This is a genomic window from Citrobacter sp. EC_71 (assembly GCF_019584005.1).
GTDB lineage: Bacteria > Pseudomonadota > Gammaproteobacteria > Enterobacterales > Enterobacteriaceae > Citrobacter > Citrobacter werkmanii.
On record NZ_VDAY01000001.1, the window covers coordinates 311324 to 336963 of the forward strand.

Below are 25640 nucleotides of genomic sequence, written 5' to 3' on the forward strand. Positions count from 1 at the left end.
TCATGCAAAAACGGGCGATTTATCCAGGAACCTTTGATCCCATAACTAACGGCCATCTTGATATCGTGACGCGTGCGACCAGCATGTTCGATCACGTGATCCTGGCGATTGCCGCAAGTCCCAGTAAAAAACCGATGTTTACCCTTGAAGAGCGCGTCGAGCTGGCGCAACAGGCAACGGCGCATCTCGGCAATGTGGAAGTTCTGGGATTCAGCGACTTAATGGCAAATTTTGCCCGTGATAATCAGGCTAACATCCTGATCCGAGGCCTGCGCGCGGTAGCAGATTTTGAGTATGAAATGCAGCTGGCCCATATGAACCGCCATTTAATGCCGCAACTGGAAAGCGTCTTTCTGATGCCGTCTAAAGAGTGGTCATTTATCTCATCGTCACTGGTGAAAGAAGTCGCCCGCCATCAGGGTGATGTGACACACTTTCTGCCGGAAAACGTCCATCAGGCGTTAATGAGTAAACTAAAGTAATGCGTCTGGCCGGATAAGACATAAAGTTTACCCGGCCAGCAACGAATGTTATTTCTGACAGCGACGGCAGTAGAACGTTGTGCGCTGGGCGTGTTTTGTCGCAATGATTGGCGCGCCGCATACGCGACAGGGTTCACCTTCTCTCCCATAGACCTGCAACTCCTGGGCAAAATAGCCCGGCTTACCGTCGCTTTGCAGGAAGTCCTTCAGCGTCGTTCCCCCCTGTTCAATCGAACGCAGTAAAACTGCCTTGATGACGCGCACCAGCAGTTCGTACTCATCCTGCGACAAAGATGACGCCAGGCGGTCAGGATGGATGCCAGCGGCAAACAGCGACTCGCTGGCATAGATATTACCGACCCCCACCACCAGCTTGTTATCCATCAGCCAGGGTTTAATCGCGGTTTTCTTCTTCGCGCATTTCTGCTGCAGATAACTGGCGTTGAAATCGTCGCTCAGTGGCTCAGGGCCAAGATGAGCGAGAACATTGTGTCCATCCAATTCGGTAGTCCACAACCAGGCGCCAAAACGGCGAGGATCGGTATAGCGCAGGACTTTGCCGTTACTCATCACTAAGTCAACGTGGTCATGCTTTTCTGCAGGAAGCTCTTCAGGAAGGATACGCAAACTCCCCGACATCCCCAGATGAATGATTACCCAACCATCCGGCAGCTCCAGCAGCAGGTATTTAGCGCGCCGCTGTACGCTGAGGACAGGTTTATCACTCAGACGATAGATTTCCTCTGATACCGGCCAACGCAAACGACCGTTACGCACAGTCGCGTGCATAATCGTTGCCCCAACCAGATGCGGCTCAATACCGCGGCGGCTGGTTTCGACTTCAGGTAATTCAGGCATAGTATCTCCGGCGATGTATCAGGTCACATTAATATGGGGACGGCCAGAAAACAAAAAACCCCGCCGAAGCGAGGTTTTTTATTACATCAAAGCGAGAATTATTTGATTTTCGCTTCTTTGTAGAGAACGTGCTGACGGACAACTGGATCGAATTTTTTCAGTTCCAGTTTTTCCGGCTTAGTACGTTTGTTCTTCGTAGTGGTATAGAAGTGACCAGTACCAGCAGAAGAAACCAGCTTGATTTTCTCACGAATACCTTTAGCCATGATTTATTTCCTCTTAGTACTTAGTACTTTTCGCCACGGGCACGCAGTTCAGACAGAACTGTTTCGATGCCTTTCTTATCAATAACACGCATACCTTTAGCAGATACACGCAGGGTGACAAAACGCTTTTCGCTCTCAACCCAGAAACGGTGAGAGTGCAGGTTAGGCAGGAAACGGCGTTTAGTCGCGTTCAGTGCGTGGGAACGGTTGTTACCGGTCACCGGACGCTTGCCAGTAACTTGGCAGACTCGGGACATGTCTATTCTCCAAAAATCAAATTAGCTCGAGCTTCGTATGGGGTATCGGCGCCTCGTCAGGCTTTACAGCCCGGTCATCGCATAGTTCTAAGTGAACTCTCGATTGCCAGGCCCAAATGCCAAACCCGAGATTCTCAAAGGTGGCGTAGTATACGCTGACCCGGCGTTATGCTCAAGTCCCGAACAGACAAAGATCCCGATGGATCGCGTAAAGTGCGTTAAATCCAACCGCGTTCCGCAAAAGAAACGTACTCTCCGCGCCCAATGACCAGATGATCAAGCACCCGGATATCCATGAACTGACAGCATTTCACAACACGCTCGGTGATAAGTTTATCTGCTTTACTCGGCTCTGCACAACCCGAAGGGTGATTATGCGCAAGGATCACCGCTGACGCATTCATTTTTATCGCTTCACGCACAATTTCTCGTGGATGCACCTCAACATGGCTAAGCGTACCGGAAAAAAGTTTGCTGTGTTTAATCACGTGATGTTGAGAATCCATAAAGATCACCAGAAAGATCTCGCGCTCCTCTTGCGCGAGCTGACTTTGCAGAAATTCTCGCGCCATTTCCGGGCTAAGTAACGCACGCTCTTCCATCACTCGCACGTTATGGTAGCGCCTTGCCAGTTCGGCAATCCCTTTAAGCTGCGCATACTTCGCCAGGCCAATACCGTGAACGTGGCTAAACGCCATATAGTCTGCTGATAACAGGCCATACAGCGAGTCAAAATGCTGGATCAACTCTTTTGCCAGCGTCAGCACATCTTTACCCAGAATCCCGGTGCGTAAAAAAAGCGCCAGTAGCTCAACATCGCTAAGTGAACCTGGCCCCTGCGCCAATAGCTTTTCCCGGGGCATCATACGTCCTGTATTTTCCATGCCTCCCCCTCCTTTCTCGTCCGCATAGTGGCATAACGCCTGTCGCGAATCGACGCTCTGTTATCACTTCTTCGTAGCGGCTCGCAAACTGAAGCGCGGGCAAAAGCACGACTCATTGCGGATTGTGATAAAATATCCGCCTTCTGGTGAAACCCAACAGGAAAGATCATGATGAGCCTGGCCGGTAAAAAAATCGTACTTGCCGTCAGTGGCGGCATTGCTGCGTACAAAACCCCTGAACTGGTGCGTCGTTTGCGGGAACGCGGCGCTGACGTCCGCGTGGCGATGACCGAAGCGGCAAAAGCGTTTATTACTCCCCTGAGCTTACAAGCGGTTTCGGGTTATCCCGTTTCCGACAGCCTGCTTGACCCCGCGGCCGAAGCCGCGATGGGCCACATTGAGCTGGGGAAATGGGCCGACCTGGTTATCCTGGCCCCTGCTACGGCAGACCTGATTGCCCGCGTCGCCGCAGGTATGGCTAACGATTTGGTTTCAACGATCTGTCTGGCAACGCCTGCTCCTGTTGCTGTGCTGCCAGCCATGAACCAGCAGATGTACCGTGCTGCCGCGACCCAGCACAATCTGGGCATTCTTGCCTCGCGAGGTTTGCTCATTTGGGGCCCTGACAGCGGTAGCCAGGCATGTGGCGATGTCGGTCCTGGCCGCATGCTGGATCCGTTGACGATTGTCGATATGGCCGCAGAACATTTCTCGCCTGTCAACGATCTGCAACATCTCAACATCATGATTACGGCGGGCCCGACGCGTGAACCGCTGGATCCCGTGCGTTACATTTCCAATCACAGTTCCGGGAAGATGGGGTTTGCGATCGCAGCCGCTGCCGCAAAACGCGGGGCAAACGTCACACTGGTGTCGGGACCTGTTTCGTTACCCACACCGCCATTTGTGCAGCGCATTGATGTGATGACCGCACTGGAGATGGAAGCCGCCGTGCAATCTGCGGTGCAACAACAGCATATCTTTATCGGCTGCGCCGCAGTCGCTGATTATCGCGCCGAGACTGTCGCCCCCGAAAAAATCAAAAAACAGGCGACGCAGGGTGATGAATTAACAGTAAAAATGGTCAAAAACCCGGATATTATCGCCGGTGTTGCCGCACTGGATGCTAATCGTCCTTTTGTCGTTGGGTTTGCCGCCGAAACAAATAATGTGGAAGAATATGCCCGGCAAAAACGCATCCGCAAAAACCTTGATGTGATCTGTGCGAACGACGTTTCGTTATCAAATCAAGGATTTAACAGCGACAGCAACGCATTACACCTTTTTTGGCAGGATGGAGATAAAGTCTTACCGCTTGAGCGTAAAGAACTCCTGGGCCAATTATTACTCGACGAGATCGTGACCCGTTATGATGAAAAAAATCGACGTTAAGATTCTGGACCCGCGCGTAGGGCAACAATTTCCGCTCCCAACGTACGCCACTTCTGGCTCTGCCGGACTTGACCTGCGTGCTTGTCTTGATGACGCCGTAGAGCTGGCGCCGGGTGCAACCACGCTGGTGCCAACCGGGTTAGCCATCCATATTGCCGATCCCTCTCTGGCGGCGGTGATGTTGCCACGTTCCGGGCTGGGTCATAAGCACGGCATCGTACTGGGCAACCTGGTCGGTCTGATTGATTCCGACTATCAAGGACAATTGATGGTGTCTATCTGGAACCGTGGTCAGGACAGCTTCACGATTGAACCGGGCGAACGTATCGCACAGATGGTATTTGTACCGGTCGTGCAGGCTGAATTTAATCTGGTGGAAGAGTTTGAAGCCACCGATCGTGGCGAAGGTGGCTTCGGCCATTCCGGGCGCAAGTAACCCGCAGAAAAGTATCCCACAGCGTAATAACGCAATAACACACCGCAAACAGCCGTTTGCGGTCGCTGTGTGGATGCCTGCCTGGCAAGAGCTTATTTTCAGGGGTATTTTGTAACATGGTAGAAAAACAAACTGCGAAAAGGAATCGTCGCGAAGAAATACTTCAGTCTCTGGCACTGATGCTTGAGTCCAGCGATGGAAGCCAACGCATCACGACAGCGAAACTGGCAGCCTCTGTAGGCGTTTCCGAAGCGGCCTTGTATCGCCATTTTCCCAGCAAGACCCGCATGTTCGATAGTCTGATTGAGTTTATCGAAGATAGTCTGATTACCCGTATCAATCTGATCTTAAAAGACGAAAAGGACACCAGCGCACGTCTGCGTCTGATCGTTCTGCTGATTTTAGGCTTCGGTGAACGTAACCCCGGTCTGACGCGCATTCTGACCGGGCATGCGCTCATGTTTGAACAGGATCGTCTGCAAGGCCGCATTAACCAGCTTTTCGAACGTATTGAGGCCCAGCTGCGCCAGGTTCTGCGCGAAAAAAGAATGCGTGAAGGTGAAGGTTACACCGTGGATGAAACGCTGCTGGCCAGCCAGTTACTGGCTTTCTGCGAAGGTATGTTGTCCCGGTTTGTACGTAGCGAATTTAAATATCGTCCAACGGATGATTTTGACACCCGCTGGCCGCTGGTTGCTGCTCAATTGCAGTAGCGGCTTCGTTTTGTCCGGCCTACGTAACCCGTAGGCCGGATACGCGCAGCGGCATCTACAGTTCTTATACTCTTATACGCCGTATGCTTCGCGATACGCCCGCACGGCTACCAGGTGTTCTGCCATTTCAGGCTTCTCTTCCAGATACGCAATCAGGTCTTTCAGGGTAATGATAGAAATCACCTTGCAACCATAATCACGCTCTACTTCCTGAATCGCCGAAATCTCGCCCCGACCACGCTCCTGACGATCGAGAGAAATCAATACCCCAGCAAGCGTAGCGCCATTAGCCTGAATAATCTCCATCGACTCACGAATAGCCGTACCTGCGGTGATAACATCATCTACCAGCATGACACGCCCCTCAAGTGCGCTACCTACCAGATTACCGCCTTCGCCATGGGTCTTCGCCTCTTTGCGGTTAAAGCAGTACGGCATATCTTTATCGTGATGTTCCGCAAGTGCTACAGCCGTAGTAGTCGCAATCGGAATACCTTTGTACGCAGGACCAAACAGCAGATCGAACTCGATGCCGGAATCCACCAGCGCTTCAGCATAAAAACGGCCTAACAGTGCCAGATCGCGCCCGGTATTAAACAGCCCGGCGTTGAAGAAATAGGGGCTTTTGCGCCCGGATTTCAGCGTAAATTCGCCAAACTTTAGTACCTGCTTGCTAAGCGCAAACTCAATAAACTGGCGCTGATACGGTTTCATGGATTCGCTCCTCATCTCACTTTATTACAGACAAAAAAAAGGCGACTCTTCAGTCGCCTTTAAAATCAATTTTCTAACGCCGCCTTCTGCGTCGCTACAATGGATTCGATTCCCCCTCGGGCCAAGGCCAGTAGGGTGAGAAGTTCTTCATGGCTGAACGGCTCGCCTTCCGCCGTGCCCTGCACTTCAATAATTCGACCGTCTTCAGTCATCACCACGTTCATGTCAGTTTCTGCCGCTGAATCCTCAACGTACTCGAGATCACAGAGCGCTTCACCATTGACAATCCCCACGGAAACCGCGGCAACCATCCCTTTCATCGGGTTAGTTTTCAGCTTACCGCTCGCCACCAGCTTGTTCAGCGCATCCGCCAACGCAACGCATGCGCCAGTAATCGATGCAGTACGCGTACCGCCATCTGCCTGAATAACATCACAGTCCAGCGTAATAGTGAATTCACCGAGCGTCTTCAGGTCAACGGCGGCGCGCAGCGCACGAGCGATCAGGCGCTGGATTTCCATGGTACGGCCGCCCTGCTTACCTTTCGCCGCTTCACGGGCGTTACGGGTGTGCGTGGCGCGTGGCAGCATGCCATATTCTGCGGTGATCCAGCCCTGGCCCTGACCTTTCAGAAAACGTGGGACGCCTTCATCAATAGAAGCGGTACACAGCACTTTGGTATCACCAAATTCGACCAGCACGGAGCCTTCAGCGTGTTTTGTATAATTACGGGTCAGGGTGACGGGACGCACCTGATTGGCACTACGACCTGCTGGACGCATGATAAAATCTCCGGCTTGAAACGAATGTGGCTGCGCATTATACGGACTTCCGACGGTTATTCCTATCCTGACAAGACGTGGATGGCTATAATCCTCCCATCTCATCTTTAAAAACAGGAACGTCTATGATCCGCAGCATGACCGCCTACGCCCGGCGTGAAATCAAGGGTGAATGGGGTAGCGCAACCTGGGAAATGCGCTCGGTAAACCAGCGTTATCTGGAAACTTATTTTCGCCTGCCGGAACAGTTCCGTAGTCTCGAACCCGTGGTTCGCGAACGCATTCGCTCGCGTCTGACGCGCGGTAAAATCGAATGTACACTGCGTTTTGAGCCGGATGCCAGCGCGCAAGGCGAGCTGATCCTGAATGAAAAGCTCGCTAAACAGCTCGTGAGCGCTGCTAACTGGGTCAAAATGCAGAGTGATGAAGGTGAAATTAATCCGGTTGATATCCTGCGTTGGCCAGGGGTAATGGCAGCGCAGGAGCAAGACCTGGATGCCATCGCCGCCGAAATCCTCGCCGCGCTTGACGGTACGCTGGATGACTTTATCGTTGCGCGTGAAACCGAAGGTCAGGCGCTGAAAGCGTTGATCGAGCAGCGTCTGGAGGGCGTCAGCGCCGAAGTGACGAAGGTGCGTGCGCATATGCCGGAAATTCTGCAATGGCAGCGCGAGCGTCTGGTAGCCAAACTGGAAGACGCACAGGTACAACTGGAAAATAACCGTCTTGAGCAAGAGCTGGTGCTGATGGCACAACGTATCGATGTGGCTGAAGAACTGGATCGTCTGGAAGCTCACGTCAAAGAAACCTACAACATTCTGAAGAAAAAAGAGGCGGTTGGCCGTCGTCTGGACTTCATGATGCAGGAATTCAACCGTGAGTCGAACACCCTGGCATCCAAGTCTATCAATGCTGAGGTGACTAACTCCGCAATTGAACTGAAAGTTTTGATCGAGCAAATGCGCGAGCAGATTCAGAACATCGAGTAAGCCATTACTCAACGTAGCCCGCCAGTAAACGGCGGGACTACGTATTTTTCCCGGCGTTTCGCTTCCGCTCCTTTACTTCGAATTATATTTTCTCATCGTTTATTATCATCCACCACATTTTAAACAGCATGCCATAACGCATTTCTGACATATTCACATTAGCTGTAGTTATTAAAATCGTTTCACCTTAGAAAATCTCAATCGTGACAATGCGCACAAATCGATAACCTTAGCCCCCAGCACATCAGGGGGAATACATGCTGTTACACGTTTTATATTTAATTGGTATTACTGCCGAAGCCATGACAGGCGCGCTTGCGGCGGGGCGTCGCCGTATGGATACATTTGGCGTTATTATTATTGCCACTGCGACCGCCATCGGCGGTGGTTCGGTACGCGACATTCTTCTCGGCCACTATCCGCTTGGCTGGGTAAAGCATCCTGAATACGTCATTATCGTGGCGGCCGCTGCGGTACTCACCACCATTATCGCTCCTGTCATGCCCTATCTGCGTAAAATATTCCTTGTACTGGATGCGCTGGGCCTGGTGGTCTTTTCTATTATTGGCGCACAGGTGGCACTGGATATGGGCCACGGGCCGATTATCGCCGTGGTCGCTGCGGTCACTACCGGCGTCTTCGGTGGCGTGTTACGCGACATGTTCTGCAAACGCATTCCATTAGTGTTCCAGAAAGAACTGTATGCTGGGGTTTCTTTTGCCGCTGCCGTGCTTTACATCGTGCTGCAACATTACGTTTCCAGCCACGATGTGGTGGTTATCTCTACCCTACTCTTCGGCTTTACCGCCCGGTTACTGGCGCTGCGCCTGAAGTTGGGCCTGCCGGTATTTTATTATCGCCATGAAGGTCATTAAGGTATAAAGCCCGTAATACGCTGAGCAGCCAGCCAGTTGCTCAGCGCTATGACCTCCCTGGTCTCCAGCCACTGAATGATCTGTCGTGCCCGGCGTTCCCCCATTAAAGGGAGCTGCCGCCAGCTTTGCTCATCACGGTCCTGCAATTGTTGCCACGAAGCATCCCGACTGGCATTCAGGGTTGCCTGTGTTAACGGTATTCCCATGGCAATAACCCAACGTGTGAACGGAAGATGGCGCGACAGGTTGAACTGATGCCACATCTTCTCCCCTTTGCTTACGCCTAATGTGGACTGGAGCTGCTCCTGAGTTAATCCGAGCCAGGAAAAGATATGTTCAAAGTGATACGCCTGATGAAGGTCACGCCATCCCGCTTCACCAATACCTTCTAATTCCAGCACTCCTTTCGCGCCCAGCCAAACCAGTCTGGCAATAAACTGCTCATAACACGCCGGCGTGGCATAAAAGCAGGTCATTGAATTGAAGCGCCCCTCAGGCGGCGCTGGCTTAGTGCGTTGAGTGCTGCGCCAGACCACTTCGTCGATACGAGGGATCCCCTGTCCGGCCAGGCTTATCAGGATCCGATCTCCAGGCGCGATATCCCATTCATTCCAGCGACGTACAGAGCCAATATTCACGCGTTGTACGCGCTTATCATCCAGCATGACGGGTGCCAGCAGCGCGACTACGGCAATTTTCCCACTTTTACCGACTGAAAACTGAATATCTGTGACCTCGGATACCTGAGCCACGGGCGGATATTTCCACGCCGCCAGCCAGTCTCCCTGCCCGGGTAACCAGTATCGCGCTTGCGGTTCTTTCCCCGATCGCACCACGACGCCATCCGTCACAAAAGGGAGTGCCGAAGTCCACCACCGGGCACGGGCATGCTCGACATCGTCCGCATTTTTCACGGGCTGGGTATAGCGTTGCGTGAAACTGAACCCGGCAGAAGTGAGTTGTTCCAGCCTTTCCGACATGACCGCCGGACCATCAGGCCAGGCCCAGATAAAAATAGCCAACGAGCGTAACAATTCCGGGTTACTCTGGCGCATCATCATTCCAGCGACCTTTGAACGTGCGTTCATTCCCCCGCTCTGTTGCTGGATATGCCCTTCCTGCTGTAAAAAAATCTCGCCCTGCAACGTACTGTTCGCCAGCAGACCTTTGGTTGTGTGTGGTACGGAAGGGATCTGAAGAATCTTTTGCGTCCAGTCTTCACCTTTCAGGCCATTACCTCGGCTAATCGCTCTTACCAGATTGCCATTGCGATAGACCAGCGTTACCGCCACGCCGTCGACCTTTGGTTGTACCCAGAGATCGCTGCGCACACGCATCCATTGCTGTAACGCTTGCTTATCTGCCAGCTTACGGACCCCCGTGTGAGGCACTGGATGCGGGACTGTGCCACTTATTGGAGGCGCAGACAGATCTGGTGGAGCATCATCGCCAAAACAGCGCTGCCATTGGATGAGTTGCGCACTGAGCTGGTCATAAACGCCGTCATCAACGGCGCTGACACCCTGTTTCCAGTAACTGTCATTCCACCGTGTTATCTGCTGCTGTAATCGTGAAATTTCCTCGCCTGCCCGGGCTGGAGACCAGACCGGGCATACCGCCCAGACCGGCAAATTCCAGACCAGTAAAACTATGCCAAGGCATTTCCATCGCCCCATATTACCTCCGTTAACCAATGTGCTTCCCGACAGGTATAGCGCGGAGTGCAACCGAAACAGAGCGACAAAAATTCATCGTGCGAGCAGCCTCCCTGACATTTTGACGTATTGCTGCAAATTGCCGGTAAAACGGGAAACGGGTACGCAAAACGCAATAAACATGCGCAAAAAGTGTGACAAAGGCTACGTCACATAGCGGCTACGTGTATAATAAGCCCGTATGTAGGCTCTCTTTCGACAATCACATACATTAAGATACTCATGGCTCAAGGCACGCTTTATATTGTTTCTGCCCCCAGTGGCGCGGGTAAATCCAGCCTGATTCAGGCTTTATTAAAGACCCAACCGTTGTATGACACCCAGGTTTCTGTTTCGCACACCACGCGCGCACCGCGCCCGGGGGAAGTGCACGGTGAACACTATTTCTTTGTGAACCATGACGAATTCAGAGCCATGATTGGCAGAGACGCGTTCCTGGAACACGCTGAGGTTTTCGGTAATTACTACGGCACCTCGCGTGAGACCATTGAGCAAGTATTAGCATCCGGCGTAGACGTCTTTTTAGATATCGATTGGCAAGGTGCGCAGCAAATTCGTCAAAAAATGCCGCATGCGCGCAGTATTTTTATTTTGCCGCCATCTAAGATTGAGCTGGACCGCCGTCTTCGTGGTCGAGGTCAGGATAGCGAAGACGTGATCGCAAAACGTATGGCGCAAGCTGTTGCAGAAATGAGCCATTACGCCGAATATGATTATCTTATTGTGAACGATGATTTCGATACCGCCCTGGGCGATTTGAAAACCATCATTCGCGCCGAACGTCTGCGCATGAGCCGCCAAAAGCAGCGTCATGACGCTTTAATCAGCAAACTGTTGGCAGACTGAACCCACATTCAGTATCATGCCCAGTCATTTCTTCACCTGTGGAGCATTTTAAGTATGGCACGCGTAACTGTTCAGGACGCTGTAGAGAAAATTGGTAACCGTTTTGACCTGGTACTGGTCGCCGCGCGTCGCGCTCGTCAGATGCAGGTAGGCGGAAAGGATCCGCTCGTACCGGAAGAAAACGATAAAACTACCGTTATCGCGCTGCGCGAAATCGAAGAAGGTCTGATCAACAACCAGATCCTCGACGTGCGTGAGCGCCAGGAACAGCAAGAGCAGGAAGCCGCTGAATTACAAGCCGTTACCGCTATTGCTGAAGGTCGTCGTTAATCACAAAGCGGGTCGCCCTTGTATCTGTTTGAAAGCCTGAATCAGCTGATTCAAAACTACCTGCCGGAAGACCAGATTAAGCGTCTTCGGCAGGCGTATCTCGTTGCACGTGACGCTCACGAGGGCCAGACACGTTCAAGCGGTGAACCCTATATCACGCACCCGGTAGCGGTAGCCTGCATTCTGGCCGAGATGAAACTCGACTACGAAACGCTGATGGCTGCGCTGCTGCATGACGTGATTGAAGATACTCCGGCCACCTACCAGGATATGGAACAGCTTTTTGGTAAAAGCGTTGCAGAGCTGGTAGAAGGGGTATCGAAGCTTGATAAGCTTAAGTTTCGCGATAAGAAAGAGGCGCAAGCTGAAAACTTTCGCAAGATGATTATGGCGATGGTGCAGGATATCCGCGTCATTCTCATCAAACTTGCCGACCGTACCCACAATATGCGCACGCTGGGCTCATTACGCCCCGATAAGCGCCGCCGCATCGCCCGTGAAACCCTCGAAATCTACAGTCCGCTGGCGCACCGTTTAGGTATTCATCACATTAAGACCGAGCTGGAAGAGCTGGGTTTTGAAGCACTGTACCCGAACCGCTATCGCGTGATTAAAGAAGTGGTAAAAGCCGCCCGCGGCAACCGCAAAGAGATGATCCAAAAAATCCTCTCAGAAATCGAAGGGCGTTTGCAGGAAGCAGGCATTCCGTGTCGCGTAAGCGGTCGCGAGAAACACCTGTACTCTATCTACTGCAAAATGGTACTCAAAGAGCAGCGTTTTCACTCGATCATGGACATTTACGCTTTCCGCGTCATCGTTCATGACTCCGATACCTGCTATCGCGTACTCGGTCAGATGCACAGCCTGTACAAACCGCGTCCAGGTCGCGTGAAAGACTATATCGCCATTCCCAAAGCGAACGGATACCAGTCTTTGCATACCTCAATGATCGGCCCGCACGGCGTGCCTGTTGAAGTACAAATTCGTACCGAAGACATGGACCAGATGGCGGAGATGGGGGTCGCGGCACACTGGGCGTACAAAGAGCATGGCGAAACCAGCACCACGGCACAAATCCGCGCCCAGCGCTGGATGCAAAGTCTGCTGGAACTGCAGCAAAGCGCCGGTAGCTCGTTTGAATTTATTGAAAGCGTTAAATCTGATCTCTTCCCGGATGAGATTTATGTTTTCACACCAGAAGGGCGCATTGTCGAGCTGCCTGCTGGTGCGACGCCTGTCGACTTCGCTTATGCGGTGCATACCGATATCGGTCATGCCTGCGTTGGCGCACGTGTCGACAGACAGCCTTATCCGCTTTCCCAACCGCTGTTTAGCGGTCAGACCGTTGAAATCATTACCGCGCCGGGCGCTCGGCCGAATGCGGCATGGCTCAACTTCGTCGTCAGCTCGAAAGCACGAGCAAAAATTCGCCAACTGCTGAAAAACCTTAAGCGTGATGATTCCGTCAGTCTGGGGCGTCGACTGCTTAACCATGCCCTGGGTGGTAGCCGTAAACTGGCTGAAATCCCGCAGGAAAGTATCCAGCGTGAGCTTGAGCGTATGAAGCTCGCCACGCTTGACGATCTGTTAGCGGAAATCGGTCTGGGCAACGCCATGAGCGTGGTGGTTGCGAAAAACCTTCAGCAGGGTGAAGTTCCTGCGCCATCTGGTCATGGTCATCTGCCAATCAAAGGCGCAGACGGCGTACTGATCACCTTCGCCAAATGCTGTCGTCCCATTCCTGGCGATCCGATCATTGCCCACGTCAGTCCGGGTAAAGGTCTGGTGATTCACCATGAGTCCTGCCGTAACATTCGTGGCTACCAGAAAGAGCCAGAGAAATTTATGGCGGTGGAATGGGATAAAGAGACAGAGCAGGAGTTCATCACCGAAATTAAGGTGGACATGTTTAACCACCAGGGTGCTCTGGCGAACCTGACGGCGGCAATCAACACGACGACCTCCAATATTCAAAGTCTGAATACTGAAGAGAAAGACGGCCGTGTTTATAGCGCCTTTATTCGCCTGACCGCTCGCGATCGCGTGCATCTGGCGAATATTATGCGCAAAATCCGCGTCATGCCGGACGTGATTAAAGTCACCCGCAACCGAAACTAGAGATATGAACTCAAAACGCTATGAGCGCATTTGCGAAATGCTTGCCAGGCGTCAGCCCGATCTGACCGTCTGCATGGAGCAGGTCCATAAACCTCATAACGTTTCTGCGATCATTCGTACCGCAGACGCCGTCGGCGTACATGAAGTCCACGCCGTCTGGCCGGGTAGCCGTATGCGTACCATGGCCTCTTCTGCCGCGGGCAGTAACAGTTGGGTGCAGGTTAAGACCCACCCCACCATTAGCGATGCGGTCACGCAGTTAAAAAGCCAGGGCATGCAGGTTCTGGCGACCCATCTCTCTGATAAAGCCGTCGATTTTCGCGAGATTGATTACACGCGACCGACCTGCATCCTGATGGGTCAGGAAAAAACCGGCATCACTCAGGAAGCACTCGATCTGGCGGACCAGGATATCATCATTCCGATGATTGGCATGGTGCAGTCACTGAACGTTTCGGTTGCCTCTGCGCTGATTCTGTACGAAGCGCAGCGCCAGCGACAAAATGCTGGCATGTACCGACGAGAAAACAGCATGTTGCCGGAAGATGAGCAGCAGCGCCTGCTGTTTGAAGGCGGTTATCCGGTGCTGGCGAATGTCGCTAAGCGCAAGGGACTTCCCTACCCTCACGTAAACACGCAGGGCGAAATTGAAGCCGATGCAACGTGGTGGGCCACTATGCAATCTGCGAAATAAACGCGATGAAAGGCCGTTTACTGGATGCCATCCCGCTCAACTCTCTGACGGGCGTTGGCGCAGCACAAAGCAGTAAACTGGCGAAAATTGGCCTGCACACCGTGCAGGACCTCCTGCTCCATCTCCCTCTGCGCTACGAAGACCGTACTCATCTGTACCCCATTGGTGAACTGCTGCCGGGCGTCTATGCCACCGTTGAAGGCGAAGTGCTAAACTGCAATATCACTTTCGGTGGCCGCCGGATGATGACCTGCCAGATAAGCGATGGCTCCGGCATTCTCACTATGCGCTTCTTCAACTTCAGCGCAGCAATGAAAAACAGCCTCGCCACCGGGCGTCGGGTACTGGCCTATGGCGAGGCTAAACGTGGCAAGTACGGCGCAGAAATGATCCATCCGGAATACCGCGTACAGGGCGATCTCAACACGCCGGAACTGCAGGAAACGCTCACGCCGGTGTATCCGACCACGGAAGGCGTTAAGCAGGCAACGCTGCGCAAACTGACCGATCAGGCGCTGGATCTGCTCGATACCTGCGCCATTGCCGAGTTGCTCCCTCCGGAATTACTACAAGGCATGATGAGCCTGCCGGAAGCGTTGCGCACACTGCACCGCCCGCCGCCGACGCTACAGCTTAGCGATCTCGAAACCGGGCAACATCCGGCACAGCGGCGCCTGATTCTGGAAGAACTCATGGCGCACAATCTCAGCATGCTGGCGCTTCGCGCCGGGGCGCAACGTTTTCACGCCCAACCGCTGAGTCCTGACAATCGGCTGAAAGATCAACTGCTGGCGGCGCTCCCCTTTAAGCCAACCGGCGCACAGGCTCGGGTCACTGCCGAAATTGAACGCGATATGGCGCTGGATGTCCCAATGATGCGCCTGGTGCAGGGCGATGTCGGTTCCGGTAAAACGCTGGTGGCAGCACTTGCCGCCCTGCGTGCAATTGCGCATGGTAAGCAAGTGGCGTTGATGGCACCCACTGAGTTACTGGCTGAACAGCACGCAAATAATTTCCGCAACTGGTTCGAACCTTTGGGCGTTGAAGTGGGTTGGCTGGCGGGTAAGCAAAAAGGTAAAGCACGCCAGGCACAGCAGGAAGCCATCGCCAGCGGTCAGGTGCAGATGATTGTCGGCACGCACGCAATTTTCCAGGAACAAGTTCAGTTCAACGGGCTGGCGCTGGTGATTATCGACGAACAGCACCGTTTTGGCGTGCATCAGCGTCTGGCGCTGTGGGAGAAAGGCCAGCAGCAGGGTTTCCACCCGCACCAGCTCATTATGACCGCCACCCCGATCCCGCGTACGCTGGCCATGACCGCCTATGCCGATCTCGACACGTCAGTGATTGACGAACTGCCGCCGGGGCGTACGCCGGTCACTACGGTGGCGATTCCCGACACCCGCCGTAGCGATATCATTGACCGTGTGCGCAACGCCTGCACCCACGAAGGGCGTCAGGCGTACTGGGTTTGTACACTAATCGAAGAGTCTGATTTATTAGAAGCTCAGGCGGCAGAAGCCACGTGGGAAGAACTTAAGCTTGCCTTACCAGAGCTGAATATTGGGCTGGTGCATGGACGCATGAAGCCCGCCGAGAAGCAGTCGGTGATGGCCGCCTTTAAGCAGGGTGAATTACATCTGCTGGTCGCCACCACGGTGATTGAAGTGGGTGTGGACGTGCCAAACGCCAGCCTGATGATCATTGAAAACCCGGAGCGATTAGGCCTGGCGCAGCTGCACCAGTTGCGTGGCCGCGTAGGCCGCGGCGCCGTGGCTTCCCACTGCGTCCTGCTCTACAAATCGCCGCTGTCAAAAACGGCGCAGAAACGCCTGCAGGTTCTGCGGGACAGCAATGACGGGTTCGTGATTGCACAAAAAGATTTAGAGATCCGCGGACCCGGCGAGCTGTTAGGTACGCGCCAGACCGGAACGGCAGAATTCAAAGTAGCGGATTTATTGCGCGATCAGGCTATTATTCCGGAAGTTCAGCGTATAGCCCGCCATATTCACGAACGTTATCCGCAACAGGCTGCCGCGCTGATAGAGCGCTGGATGCCGGAAACCGAACGTTACTCCAACGCATAATCGACTTATCGCGGCGGATGTTACTCCGCCGCACAGCCGTTATTGCGCAAAAATTGGCAGCAGCAGATACAGTTTAATCACTAACGCGTTGACGATATCAATAAAGAACGCCCCCACCATCGGCACCACCAGGAACGCCATATGGGATGGCCCAAAGCGTTCGGTAATTGCCTGCATGTTAGCAATCGCCGTTGGCGTCGCGCCGAGGCCAAAACCGCAGTGGCCGGCAGCCAAAACAGCGGCATCATAGTTCTTGCCCATCATGCGCCAGGTAACAAATACCGCGTACAACGCCATGAAAATCGTCTGCACAACCAGTATCGCCAGCATCGGCAGCGCCAGAGATGCCAGTTCCCACAGTTTCAGGCTCATCAACGCCATCGCCAGGAACAGCGACAGGCTCACGTTGCCCAGCACTGAAACCGCCCGTTCAAACACCCGATAAAAGCCCATGAGTGCCAGGCCATTACTGAGGATCACACCAACAAACAGCACGCAGACGAAGGTCGGCAGTTCGAGCACCGTTCCGACCAGCATTTGCGCAACGATTTTACCTACCGTCAGACAGATAGCGATCAGCGCGATAGTTTCAATCAGCACCAGCGAGGTGATTATGCGTCCAACGTCCGGCTTTTCAAACGCGGTCGGCACAGCCTGATCGTCCGGCATACCGTCAGGCGTGGTGGAGTGTTTAACCAGATAGCGTGCCACCGGGCCACCAATCAGTCCCCCCAACACCAGACCAAAGGTTGCGCAAGCCATTGCGACTTCCGTCGCATTGGCAAAACCGTAACGCTCAATAAACAACTTGCTCCACGCAGCCCCGGTTCCATGTCCGCCAGAGAGCGTTATCGAACCTGCAATCAGGCCCATCAACGGATCCAGGCCCAGCAGGCTCGCCATACCGATACCGATGGCGTTCTGCATCAACAGCAGTCCCACAACGACAATCAGAAAAATACCCACCACGCGGCCACCGGCGCGCAGGCTGGCGATATTAGCGTTCAGGCCGATGGTAGCGAAGAACGCCAGCATCAGCGGATCGCGCAGGGTCATATCGAAGTTTACTTCCCAGCCCATGCTTTTTTTCAGCACCAGCAACGCAATCGCCACCAGCAATCCACCGGCTACAGGTTCGGGAATGGTGTATTTTTTCAGGAAGGAGACAGACTGGACGAGCTTACGTCCCAGCAGCAATACAAGGGTTGCCGCAACCAGAGTAGATAACGTATCGAGATAAAACATTTACAGCTCCATTAGTGCGTTTAGCACAATCACGCACGATGCATTCCAGACCGATTTTTAGCTCTTATTGAGTTTTCGGGGTGGATTTTAAGCAGAAAATGATGAAAAGTTATATAAAAAAGTTTGTTTATCCGTTTTAAATATTAAGAATAACTGCTGGCAAACGTTTGCTTTTCCGCCCTGGTCAGATAAAATCACCGCTTTTCCACCATGGGATTGCCTCTGATGTCCGTTAACGCCGTAGAGTCAACAAATGCGCAACCGGTTGCGCAGACTCACAACAGTGAACTGATTTACCGTCTTGAAGATCGCCCCCCGCTAGCCCATACCCTGTTTGCCGCCTGTCAGCACCTGCTGGCCATGTTCGTTGCGGTGATCACCCCGGCGCTGTTAATTTGCCAGGCGCTCGGTTTACCGGCTCAGGATACTCAACACATTATCAGTATGTCGCTGTTCGCTTCCGGCGTAGCTTCTATCATTCAGATCAAAGCCTGGGGGCCGGTTGGTTCTGGACTGTTATCTATTCAGGGCACCAGCTTTAATTTTGTTGCGCCGCTGATTATGGGTGGCACGGCGCTAAAAACCGGTGGCGCAGATGTCCCAACCATGATGGCGGCCCTGTTCGGTACGCTGATGTTGGCGAGCTGTACTGAAATGGTAATCTCGCGTGTACTGCATCTGGCGCGGCGGATTATTACCCCGCTGGTCTCAGGCGTGGTGGTGATGATTATCGGCCTGTCGCTGATTCAGGTGGGTCTGACGTCGATTGGCGGTGGTTATGCCGCAATGAGTGATAACACCTTTGGCGCACCGAAGAATTTACTGCTGGCCGGCGTCGTGCTGGCGCTGATCATCCTGCTTAACCGCCAACGCAACCCGTACCTGCGTGTTGCGTCCCTGGTGATTGCGATGGCGGCAGGCTACCTGCTGGCCTGGTTTATGGACATGCTGCCGCAAAATACCGCACCGGTAAGCCAGGACCTGATCATGGTGCCAACGCCGTTGTACTACGGCCTCGGCATCGACTGGAGCTTACTGCTGCCGCTGATGCTGGTCTTTATGATTACGTCGCTGGAAACCATCGGTGATATTACGGCGACCTCCGATGTTTCCGAACAGCCGGTTTCTGGTCCGCTGTACATGAAACGCCTGAAAGGTGGCGTGCTGGCGAACGGTCTGAACTCGTTTGTTTCCGCTGTGTTCAATACCTTCCCGAACTCTTGTTTTGGACAGAACAATGGGGTCATTCAGTTAACAGGCGTAGCCAGTCGTTACGTCGGTTTTGTGGTGGCGCTGATGCTGATCGCACTGGGCCTGTTCCCGGCAGTCAGCGGTTTTGTACAGCATATTCCTGAACCGGTACTGGGCGGCGCAACCCTGGTAATGTTCGGTACTATCGCCGCATCTGGTGTGCGTATTGTGTCTCGCGAGCCGCTGAACCGCCGCGCTATTTTGATTATTGCGCTGTCGCTGGCCGTTGGCCTGGGTGTCTCCCAGCAGCCGCTGATTCTGCAATTTGCCCCGGATTGGGTGAAAAATCTGCTCTCTTCTGGCATTGCCGCAGGCGGTATCACCGCTATCGTTCTGAATCTGGTGTTCCCACCAGAGAAGCAATAAGCAAAATGCGGCGTTGGTTCTGAATCAACGCCGCTGTAACGCTCTTTCACCATTCCCGCCTTGAGCATTGCCTCTAAATCGTGCATAACTTGACTATGTGCACTTCGCGGGATGGAAGACCATGAAATTTATTGGAAAGCTGCTTCTTTATGTGCTGATCGCCTGTGCAGTGGCGATTCTCGGCCTTTATTTTCTACTGCAAACCCGTTGGGGCGCAGAGCACGTCAGCGCCTGGGTCTCGGAGAACAGCAGCTACCATCTGGCCTTTGATGCCATCGATCACCGGTTTTCTTCCCCTTCCCATATTCTGCTGGAAAACGTCACCTTTGGCCGGGATGGTCAGCCCGCGACGCTGGTCGCCAAAACGGTCGACATCGGGCTGAGCAGTCGCCAAATCACCGACCCGTTGCACGTAGACACTATCCTCTTGCAAAACGGCACGCTGAATCTGTCCCAACAAACCGCACCGCTGCCGTTCCAGGCCGATCGCCTGCAGTTACAGGATATGGCGCTCAACAGCCCCGGCAGCGAGTGGAACCTGAGCGCCCAGCGCGTGAACGGCGGCGTGATCCCCTGGAGCCCTGAGGCAGGTAAAATTCTCGGCAGCAAAGCACAAATTCAGCTCAGCGCCAGCTCATTGACGCTGAACGATGTCCCCACCACCAACGTATTGATTGAAGGCAGCATTGACCATGGTCGGGTGATGCTAAGTAATATTGGCGCAGACGTCGCGCGTGGCGCATTAACCGGCGTGGCGCAGCGTAATACCGACGGTAGCTGGGTGGTAGAGAATCTGCGCCTGAACGATATCCGGCTGCAAAGTGACAAATCGCTGGCCGACTTTTTTGCGCCGCTAACCACTATTCCATCCTTGCAAATTGGTCGTCTGGAAGTGACGGATGCCCGTCTGCAAGGTCCTGACTGGGCGGTCACGGACCTTGATCTGAGCTTGCGCAACATGACGTTTAGCAAAGATGACTGGCAAACACAGGAAGGAAAACTGTCGATGAACGCCAGCGAGTTTATCTACGGTTCACTGCATTTCTTCGATCCGATTCTGAACGCCGAGTTCTCGCCGCAGGGCATTGCGCTGCGCCAGTTCACGACCCGCTGGGAAGGGGGAATGCTCAGAACATCCGGAAACTGGATGCGTAACAACAAAGCGCTGGTTCTCGACGATGCCGCGATTGCCGGTCTGGAATATACGCTACCGGAAAACTGGAAACAGCTATGGATGAAGCCTCTGCCAGCCTGGCTAAACAGCCTGACGCTGAAGAAATTCAGCGCCAGCCGTAATCTGGTGATCGACATCGACCCGGCCTTCCCGTGGCAACTCACCGCACTGGACGGTTACGGCGCTAACCTCGGACTGGTACAGAATAATCAGTGGGGGATCTGGAGCGGCAACGCCACGCTCAACGCTGCAGCTGCCACCTTTAATCGCACCGATGTGCGCCGTCCTTCGCTGGCGCTAACGGCGAACAACAGTACTATCAATATCAGCGAACTAAGCGCCTATACAGAAAAAGGGCTGCTGGAGGCCACCGCCAGCATTTCGCAACTGCCTCAGCGTCAGGCACAGGTCAGCCTGAACGGGCGCGGCGTGCCAATGACTATCCTGCAACAGTGGGGCTGGCCCGCACTGCCGCTTTCCGGTGACGGTAACATTCAGCTCACCGCCAGCGGCAACATTCAGGCCGATACGTCGCTCAAGCCCACAGTCAACGGCCAGTTACATGCGGTGAATGCAGAGAAGCAGCAGGTCACGCAGACCATGCAGGCGGGTGTGGTATCAGGTAGTAACGTTATCGCCCCACCCGTTGCGCAGTGATTATTGCCCGGTGGCGCTTCGCTTACCGGGCCTACCGCTCATAAACGCATATATTCACTGCATAATAACCATTTCACCGGCTCGTCTTCTTCTATCGTCGGGAAACGACCGCCCGGTTCAAGGAAGTGATTGTCATGCTGGTCGTCATTGACCATCGAGATTTCCCAGCCCAGCACAAACGCTTTCTCAGCCCAGAAACGATGATACAACCGCGGCGGCAGACACACGCCCTGCCCCGGTTTTAGCACCAACGTATCACCAGATTTAACGGTACGCCGCTGACCATCGACGCTAACATCAACAATGCGCTGGGTATCATATTCGTCATCGGGCGTGGACCATGCCAGCTGCATACACAAATCACCGCCGCCGCGGTTAACGATATCTTCCATCTTATGGCGATGAAAATGCCACGGTGTTTGTTGATCCTGCTGAATTTGCAGCATCTTTTCGGCATACGGTTTGGGGTAACCCGCTGAACCCATCAGACCATTGCGCAACGTCAGTAACGTCAGCCCCGTTTGCGCAAAATCTCCGCGCCCAAAGTCAGTAATGTCCCAGCCCAACTGGAGATCGCGCACTTCTCGCCACAAAGCAGGGTCCTGTTGTCGCCAGGCGTTGGCCGTAAAATACGCAAAATCTGGCAGACAGACCCGAAAGGTCTCGGCGATGGCATGCGCTTTATCGATGACATAATTAATGTGTGAACGCTTCATTGCACTTTTCCTTGTTGCGAAAGAGGCGGGTCTCCCCGCCTGCATGCCGTTAGTAAAGTGACGCTTTGCCAGTTGAGCCAAACAGTTTCATTTTGTGGCGAATCACGTCCCGCGCAGCGCTGATGGCTTCAGGGTAGATGACGTTCGGGTCCCACCAGGTCTCTTTTGCCAGGATTTCGCGGACTTTCTGGAAGTAGGCGTATTTCATATCGCTGGAAATGTTGATTTTGCCCACGCCGAGCGTGACGGATTCAGCGATTTCCGCATCCGGGTTCGCTGAACCGCCATGCAGCACCAGTGGAATGTCCACCCGCCCGGCGATGTCGCGCAGGATGTTCATTTGCAGCTCTGGCTGCATCCCTTTCGGGTAGATCCCGTGCGCGGTGCCAATCGCCACTGCCAGCGTATCGGCCCCGGTACGGGCGATAAAATCCTGCGCCTGAGCGGGATCGGTGTAGGTAACCTTCGACACGCCGCCTTCCACGGACGTTCCGGTCTGGCCAATCGTTCCCAGCTCGCCTTCAACCGAAACGCCTACCGCATGCGCCAGCTTGACCACTTCACGGGTCAGCGCCACGTTCTCTTCATACGGCAGCAGCGAGCCATCAATCATCACCGAGGTAAATCCACATTGAATCGCCCGCAGAACATGCTCTACCGAAGCGCCGTGATCCAAATGCAAAGTGAACGGGACTGGGCTACGCAGGGTGATATCTCGCACATAGCTAAAGAACGCATCGCCGAGGAAATCATGTTCGCTGGGGTGAATGGAGATAATCGCCGGGGTGTTGGTCGCTTCCGCTTCTTCTACCACTGCACGTACAAAGCAGCTATCTGCCACGTTGAATGCGCCGATGGCAAAACCGTGCTGACGGGTCGGTTGCAGTAATTCTTTCATCGAAACTAACATGTTAATTCTCCAGTTTCAGGGTGTAGAAAGCCCTGCCAGTGCGTCATCGCAGAGGCATAAAAGGCGTTACAGAAAATGAATCAGGCCTGGTCGATAGCGCCGCTGGCCTGTAGATACGGAATAATGGCTTCCTCGCAGGCCTGCTCCATCAGGGCCAGGGCATCAACAAGTTCGCAGGATGTATCGCGACACAAGGTGTGCAATAGCGCGGCCTTTCCAGCTTCGAAAACCGCCGCGCCAACGTTAATCTTGGCAACGCCGAACGTCGGGCAGCGCTGTAGCTGGTCAAACGGCGTCCCGCTACCGCCATGCAGCGCCAGCGGCACCGTTGATAAACGGGCGATTTCCTCCAGCCGTTGGAAATCAATGGCTGGCGTTACGCCCGGCGCGTACATACCGTGCGCCGTACCGACCGACACCGCCAGTAAATCAATCCCGGTCTGTTGGATAAATGGCTCCACGTCAGCGGCCTGAGTCATCAAATCAGCGTTAGCGGCATGGTCATAACGCGGGGCGTCAGCCAGGTGGCCCAACTCGCCTTCCACGCACAGAGAAACGCTGGCTGCGAGCTCGACCACCGCCCGGGTCTGGCGAATGTTTTCTTCCAGGGCAAAGGCGGAGGCGTCGATCATTAACCCACTGAATCCGGCGCGAAAAGCCTGGCGGATGCGTACAGGATCCTTTCCATGATCTAACGCCAGCGCGATCGGTACCGAAGCTTCCTCTGCCAGCGTTTTAACCACCGCCGCCGCTATCGGTGCCGGAAAATGGTCCAGGTGCCCCTGATACAGATTCAGAATGATGGGCGCACGGTGTTTCTCTGCTACCCGCACCGCCGCACGGGCGCTTTCCAGGTTCATACAGTTGATAGCCAGCAGCGCATACTGCCCGCGCCAGGCTTTCGTCACCATGCTTTTCATATCGGCAAACATACGGCCTCCGGTTATTCCAGGGTGAAGGTGATCTCTTCGTCTTTCAGCTTTTGATCGCTGAGCTCATCAAACTCTTCGTCACGCTCGGTTACCGGTTTCTTCCACAGCGAGAGCATAACGCCGCAAATCACCGTCCCGATCCCCAGCGCCAGGCAAAACAGCAGTGGATGCGTAAAGAGTGGAACCACAAACATGCCGCCGTGCGGTACCGGGCTTTCGACACCCCATACCATAATCAGGCCACCCGCTATCGCCGAGGCCACCACACAGGAGCCCACTACGCGCAGCAGATCACGCGCAGCAATCGGAATAACGCCTTCGGTTATCATGCAGATCCCCATCGGGAATGCCGCTTTCAGCGCCTCACGTTCCGCACGGGTATACTTGTGGCGCGTGAGCAGGAAGGAGAGCGTAATACCGAACGGAGGGATTATCGAACCGACAAACTTCACCGCTTCGGGGCCATACACGCCGCTGACCAACATGCCGTCAGCGAACAGCGACATGGTTTTATTCACCGGCCCCCCGAAGTCGAACGTCGCCATTGCGCCGAGAATGGCGCCCATCAGGAAGCGTGACCCGCCTTGCATGGACTCCAGCAGATGAATTAGCGCGTCCTGCAGCCAGGCTATCGGCTTGCCAATCAGCGTCATCATCAGCAACCCGCCGATGACGGTGCTCAATACGGGCAGCACCATGATGGGCATCAGACCCTGCATCGACTGCGGTAAACGGATATAGCGTTTAAGCAGCAGGACGGTATAGCCAACCAGAAAGCCGCCCAGCATCCCACCAATAAAACCGGTATGAATTTCGCCGCAGACAAAGCCGACAATCAGACCCGGCGCGAATCCGGGGCGATCGGCAATGGAGTACGCAATCGCCGCGCTTATCAGCGGCACGATTAACCCCATCCCCCAGCCGCCAATCTGGTTGAGCATCCAGGGTATAGTTCCTGTTTTTTCGCCTACGTTAGTGCCACCAAGTATTTGCCCGAGAGCAATACAGATCCCGGCGGCTACAATTAACGGGATCATCCACGAAATCCCCGTTAATAAATGTTTTTTTATTTCCTGAGATAGCGGAATTTTATTTTCACTCATGTGAAATCCCTCCAGAATGAGGATCGCTACTGGTTAGTATTAACTAATGATTTTTCGACCTTTTCAAGAAACTGAATGGGCGATTTTATGACGATTTCGGTTTTTACTCGCACAATACGTTTATTTGAGAATCGTTCCTCCCCTTTTATTTTGACATCGACAGCAAGAATCACGACATCCGCGGCAGAAATATCATCTGCCAGCAGTTCGTTTTCCGTTCCGATGGTGCCCTGGGTTTCAACTTTTATATTATGCCCAAGCGCTTTAGCGCCTTTAATTAATTTTTCGCGGGCAATATAGGTGTGCGCAATACCAGCCGTACAGGCGGCAACACAAACAATATTCATAACATGCTCCACATTTTATTTAGCAGACATTGGATTCAGCATATTGACTAAACAGCTCAATAATTTTTTGTGGACTACTTTCAACTAAGAGTTGTTCAATAATGTCATCATCCGCTAGCGCACCGGCAACCTGCGAGAGCAGACGAATATGGGTCGTGTTTTGATCTTCAAGACGTACGGCAAACAGAATGATGCAGCGCACATTGCTGCCGTCCAGGGTTTCCCAGGGAATATCCTGGCGGGTACGACCAATTGCCAGGGTGGTATTAACTACCGCCGAGGATTTCCCGTGGGGGATCGCAATATGATTTTCGAATCCGGTCGAGCCTTCGGACTCGCGCTGCCAGACATCCTGGATAAATGTTTCCCGACAGCTAATTGCCCCATCCTTTTGCAGAATATCAGTAAGTTCCTCAATAGCCTCCGTTTTGTTCGTAGCCTTCATATCCAAAATAACGCGATTTGTATTGAGAATTTTCGTGATGTCCATCAATCATACCT

General features: G+C 53.6%; 27 protein-coding genes. 13 read left to right on the forward strand and 14 right to left on the reverse strand.

Features of this window, described 5'->3' with window-relative positions:
* Positions 1-2: 2 nt before the first annotated feature.
* A complete protein-coding gene (coaD, locus tag FHD02_RS01410; RefSeq protein ID WP_003024099.1) occupies positions 3-482 on the forward strand; it encodes a pantetheine-phosphate adenylyltransferase in 480 nt (159 codons plus the stop codon).
* A 48-nt stretch (positions 483-530) separates the two neighbouring features.
* Here coaD and mutM read toward each other — a convergent pair whose 3' ends face one another.
* The 4 genes from mutM to radC all read right to left on the reverse strand — a co-directional run bounded on the left by mutM (position 531) and on the right by radC (position 2747).
* Complete coding sequence (gene mutM / locus FHD02_RS01415) at positions 531-1340, reverse strand: bifunctional DNA-formamidopyrimidine glycosylase/DNA-(apurinic or apyrimidinic site) lyase (protein ID WP_137360304.1); 810 nt, start codon at positions 1338-1340, stop codon at positions 531-533.
* A 98-nt stretch (positions 1341-1438) separates the two neighbouring features.
* Entirely contained in the window at positions 1439-1606 is a 168-nt protein-coding gene (gene rpmG, locus FHD02_RS01420) for a 50S ribosomal protein L33 (protein WP_003024094.1), read from the reverse strand.
* A 20-nt stretch (positions 1607-1626) separates the two neighbouring features.
* A complete protein-coding gene (rpmB, locus tag FHD02_RS01425) occupies positions 1627-1863 on the reverse strand; it encodes a 50S ribosomal protein L28 (protein WP_003024071.1) in 237 nt (78 codons plus the stop codon).
* 218 nt (positions 1864-2081) lie between these two features.
* Positions 2082-2747 (reverse strand): DNA repair protein RadC, encoded by a 666-nt coding sequence (radC, locus tag FHD02_RS01430; protein ID WP_220393479.1) that lies wholly within the window; start codon positions 2745-2747, stop codon positions 2082-2084.
* Between the two features lie 171 nt (positions 2748-2918).
* Here radC and coaBC point away from each other — a divergent pair, with 171 nt between their 5' ends.
* From coaBC to slmA, 3 genes are all read left to right on the forward strand, one after another.
* Complete coding sequence (coaBC, locus tag FHD02_RS01435) at positions 2919-4139, forward strand: bifunctional phosphopantothenoylcysteine decarboxylase/phosphopantothenate--cysteine ligase CoaBC (protein ID WP_137360311.1); 1221 nt, start codon at positions 2919-2921, stop codon at positions 4137-4139.
* Complete coding sequence (gene dut, locus FHD02_RS01440) at positions 4117-4575, forward strand: dUTP diphosphatase (protein ID WP_006687626.1); 459 nt, start codon at positions 4117-4119, stop codon at positions 4573-4575. The genes coaBC and dut overlap by 23 nt, the downstream gene beginning before the upstream one ends.
* Before the next feature lie 116 nt (positions 4576-4691).
* The gene (slmA, locus tag FHD02_RS01445) at positions 4692-5288 is read left to right on the forward strand and encodes a nucleoid occlusion factor SlmA (RefSeq protein ID WP_003024060.1); all 597 of its coding nucleotides are present in this window, start codon (positions 4692-4694) and stop codon (positions 5286-5288) included.
* Between the two features lie 72 nt (positions 5289-5360).
* Here slmA and pyrE read toward each other — a convergent pair whose 3' ends face one another.
* Positions 5361-6002, reverse strand: a complete 642-nt coding sequence (gene pyrE, locus FHD02_RS01450; protein WP_020996052.1) for an orotate phosphoribosyltransferase — start codon at positions 6000-6002, stop codon at positions 5361-5363.
* 65 nt (positions 6003-6067) lie between these two features.
* Positions 6068-6784 carry a ribonuclease PH gene (gene rph / locus FHD02_RS01455; protein WP_003024054.1) on the reverse strand — a complete coding sequence of 239 codons (717 nt, stop codon included), beginning with the start codon at positions 6782-6784 and terminating at the stop codon, positions 6068-6070.
* A 125-nt stretch (positions 6785-6909) separates the two neighbouring features.
* On the opposite strand from rph, the gene FHD02_RS01460 reads away from it, so the two are divergent.
* Both FHD02_RS01460 and FHD02_RS01465 read left to right on the forward strand, forming a co-directional pair.
* On the forward strand, positions 6910-7773 hold the full coding sequence (locus FHD02_RS01460) for a YicC/YloC family endoribonuclease (RefSeq protein ID WP_042311560.1): 864 nt from the start codon (positions 6910-6912) through the stop codon (positions 7771-7773).
* Positions 7774-8030: 257 nt separating this feature from the next.
* On the forward strand, positions 8031-8648 hold the full coding sequence (locus FHD02_RS01465; protein WP_038635410.1) for a trimeric intracellular cation channel family protein: 618 nt from the start codon (positions 8031-8033) through the stop codon (positions 8646-8648).
* Here FHD02_RS01465 and ligB read toward each other — a convergent pair.
* Entirely contained in the window at positions 8645-10324 is a 1680-nt protein-coding gene (gene ligB, locus FHD02_RS01470; protein WP_137360307.1) for an NAD-dependent DNA ligase LigB, read from the reverse strand. The two genes, FHD02_RS01465 and ligB, sit on opposite strands and share 4 nt — an antisense overlap.
* Positions 10325-10585: 261 nt before the next feature.
* Here ligB and gmk point away from each other — a divergent pair, with 261 nt between their 5' ends.
* The 5 genes from gmk to recG are packed head-to-tail and all read left to right on the forward strand — an operon-like array spanning position 10586 to position 16438.
* Complete coding sequence (gene gmk, locus FHD02_RS01475; protein ID WP_042311556.1) at positions 10586-11209, forward strand: guanylate kinase; 624 nt, start codon at positions 10586-10588, stop codon at positions 11207-11209.
* Positions 11210-11263: 54 nt separating this feature from the next.
* Complete coding sequence (gene rpoZ, locus FHD02_RS01480) at positions 11264-11539, forward strand: DNA-directed RNA polymerase subunit omega (RefSeq protein ID WP_000135058.1); 276 nt, start codon at positions 11264-11266, stop codon at positions 11537-11539.
* Positions 11540-11557: 18 nt separating this feature from the next.
* Positions 11558-13657 carry a bifunctional GTP diphosphokinase/guanosine-3',5'-bis pyrophosphate 3'-pyrophosphohydrolase gene (gene spoT, locus FHD02_RS01485; protein ID WP_220393480.1) on the forward strand — a complete coding sequence of 700 codons (2100 nt, stop codon included), beginning with the start codon at positions 11558-11560 and terminating at the stop codon, positions 13655-13657.
* Positions 13658-13661: 4 nt separating this feature from the next.
* The gene (trmH, locus tag FHD02_RS01490) at positions 13662-14351 is read left to right on the forward strand and encodes a tRNA (guanosine(18)-2'-O)-methyltransferase TrmH (RefSeq protein WP_137360309.1); all 690 of its coding nucleotides are present in this window, start codon (positions 13662-13664) and stop codon (positions 14349-14351) included.
* 5 nt (positions 14352-14356) lie between these two features.
* Positions 14357-16438: an ATP-dependent DNA helicase RecG gene (gene recG / locus FHD02_RS01495; protein ID WP_220393481.1), complete on the forward strand. Its 2082-nt coding sequence runs from the start codon at positions 14357-14359 to the stop codon at positions 16436-16438.
* A gap of 39 nt (positions 16439-16477) precedes the next feature.
* Here recG and gltS read toward each other — a convergent pair whose 3' ends face one another.
* The gene (gltS, locus tag FHD02_RS01500; RefSeq protein WP_042311549.1) at positions 16478-17683 is read right to left on the reverse strand and encodes a sodium/glutamate symporter; all 1206 of its coding nucleotides are present in this window, start codon (positions 17681-17683) and stop codon (positions 16478-16480) included.
* Positions 17684-17908: 225 nt separating this feature from the next.
* Between gltS and xanP the strand changes: the two genes are divergently transcribed.
* Together xanP and FHD02_RS01510 are read left to right on the forward strand one after the other, a co-directional pair.
* Positions 17909-19300 carry a xanthine/proton symporter XanP gene (xanP, locus tag FHD02_RS01505; protein WP_137370334.1) on the forward strand — a complete coding sequence of 464 codons (1392 nt, stop codon included), beginning with the start codon at positions 17909-17911 and terminating at the stop codon, positions 19298-19300.
* A gap of 121 nt (positions 19301-19421) precedes the next feature.
* Positions 19422-21131 (forward strand): AsmA family protein, encoded by a 1710-nt coding sequence (locus FHD02_RS01510; protein ID WP_137360310.1) that lies wholly within the window; start codon positions 19422-19424, stop codon positions 21129-21131.
* A 38-nt stretch (positions 21132-21169) separates the two neighbouring features.
* Here FHD02_RS01510 and FHD02_RS01515 read toward each other — a convergent pair whose 3' ends face one another.
* The 6 genes from FHD02_RS01515 to FHD02_RS01540 form a co-directional block, all read right to left on the reverse strand.
* A complete protein-coding gene (locus FHD02_RS01515) occupies positions 21170-21847 on the reverse strand; it encodes a D-lyxose/D-mannose family sugar isomerase (RefSeq protein ID WP_220393482.1) in 678 nt (225 codons plus the stop codon).
* Between the two features lie 49 nt (positions 21848-21896).
* A complete protein-coding gene (locus FHD02_RS01520; protein ID WP_006687642.1) occupies positions 21897-22757 on the reverse strand; it encodes a ketose-bisphosphate aldolase in 861 nt (286 codons plus the stop codon).
* An 80-nt stretch (positions 22758-22837) separates the two neighbouring features.
* Positions 22838-23689 carry a class II fructose-bisphosphate aldolase gene (locus tag FHD02_RS01525; protein WP_137397423.1) on the reverse strand — a complete coding sequence of 284 codons (852 nt, stop codon included), beginning with the start codon at positions 23687-23689 and terminating at the stop codon, positions 22838-22840.
* Between the two features lie 11 nt (positions 23690-23700).
* The gene (locus tag FHD02_RS01530) at positions 23701-24792 is read right to left on the reverse strand and encodes a PTS fructose transporter subunit IIC (RefSeq protein ID WP_042311543.1); all 1092 of its coding nucleotides are present in this window, start codon (positions 24790-24792) and stop codon (positions 23701-23703) included.
* A gap of 26 nt (positions 24793-24818) precedes the next feature.
* Positions 24819-25139, reverse strand: coding sequence for a PTS fructose transporter subunit IIB (locus FHD02_RS01535; RefSeq protein WP_042311542.1), 321 nt, complete (start codon positions 25137-25139; stop codon positions 24819-24821).
* Positions 25140-25158: 19 nt separating this feature from the next.
* Complete coding sequence (locus FHD02_RS01540; protein WP_003024008.1) at positions 25159-25629, reverse strand: PTS sugar transporter subunit IIA; 471 nt, start codon at positions 25627-25629, stop codon at positions 25159-25161.
* Positions 25630-25640: the final 11 nt, after the last annotated feature.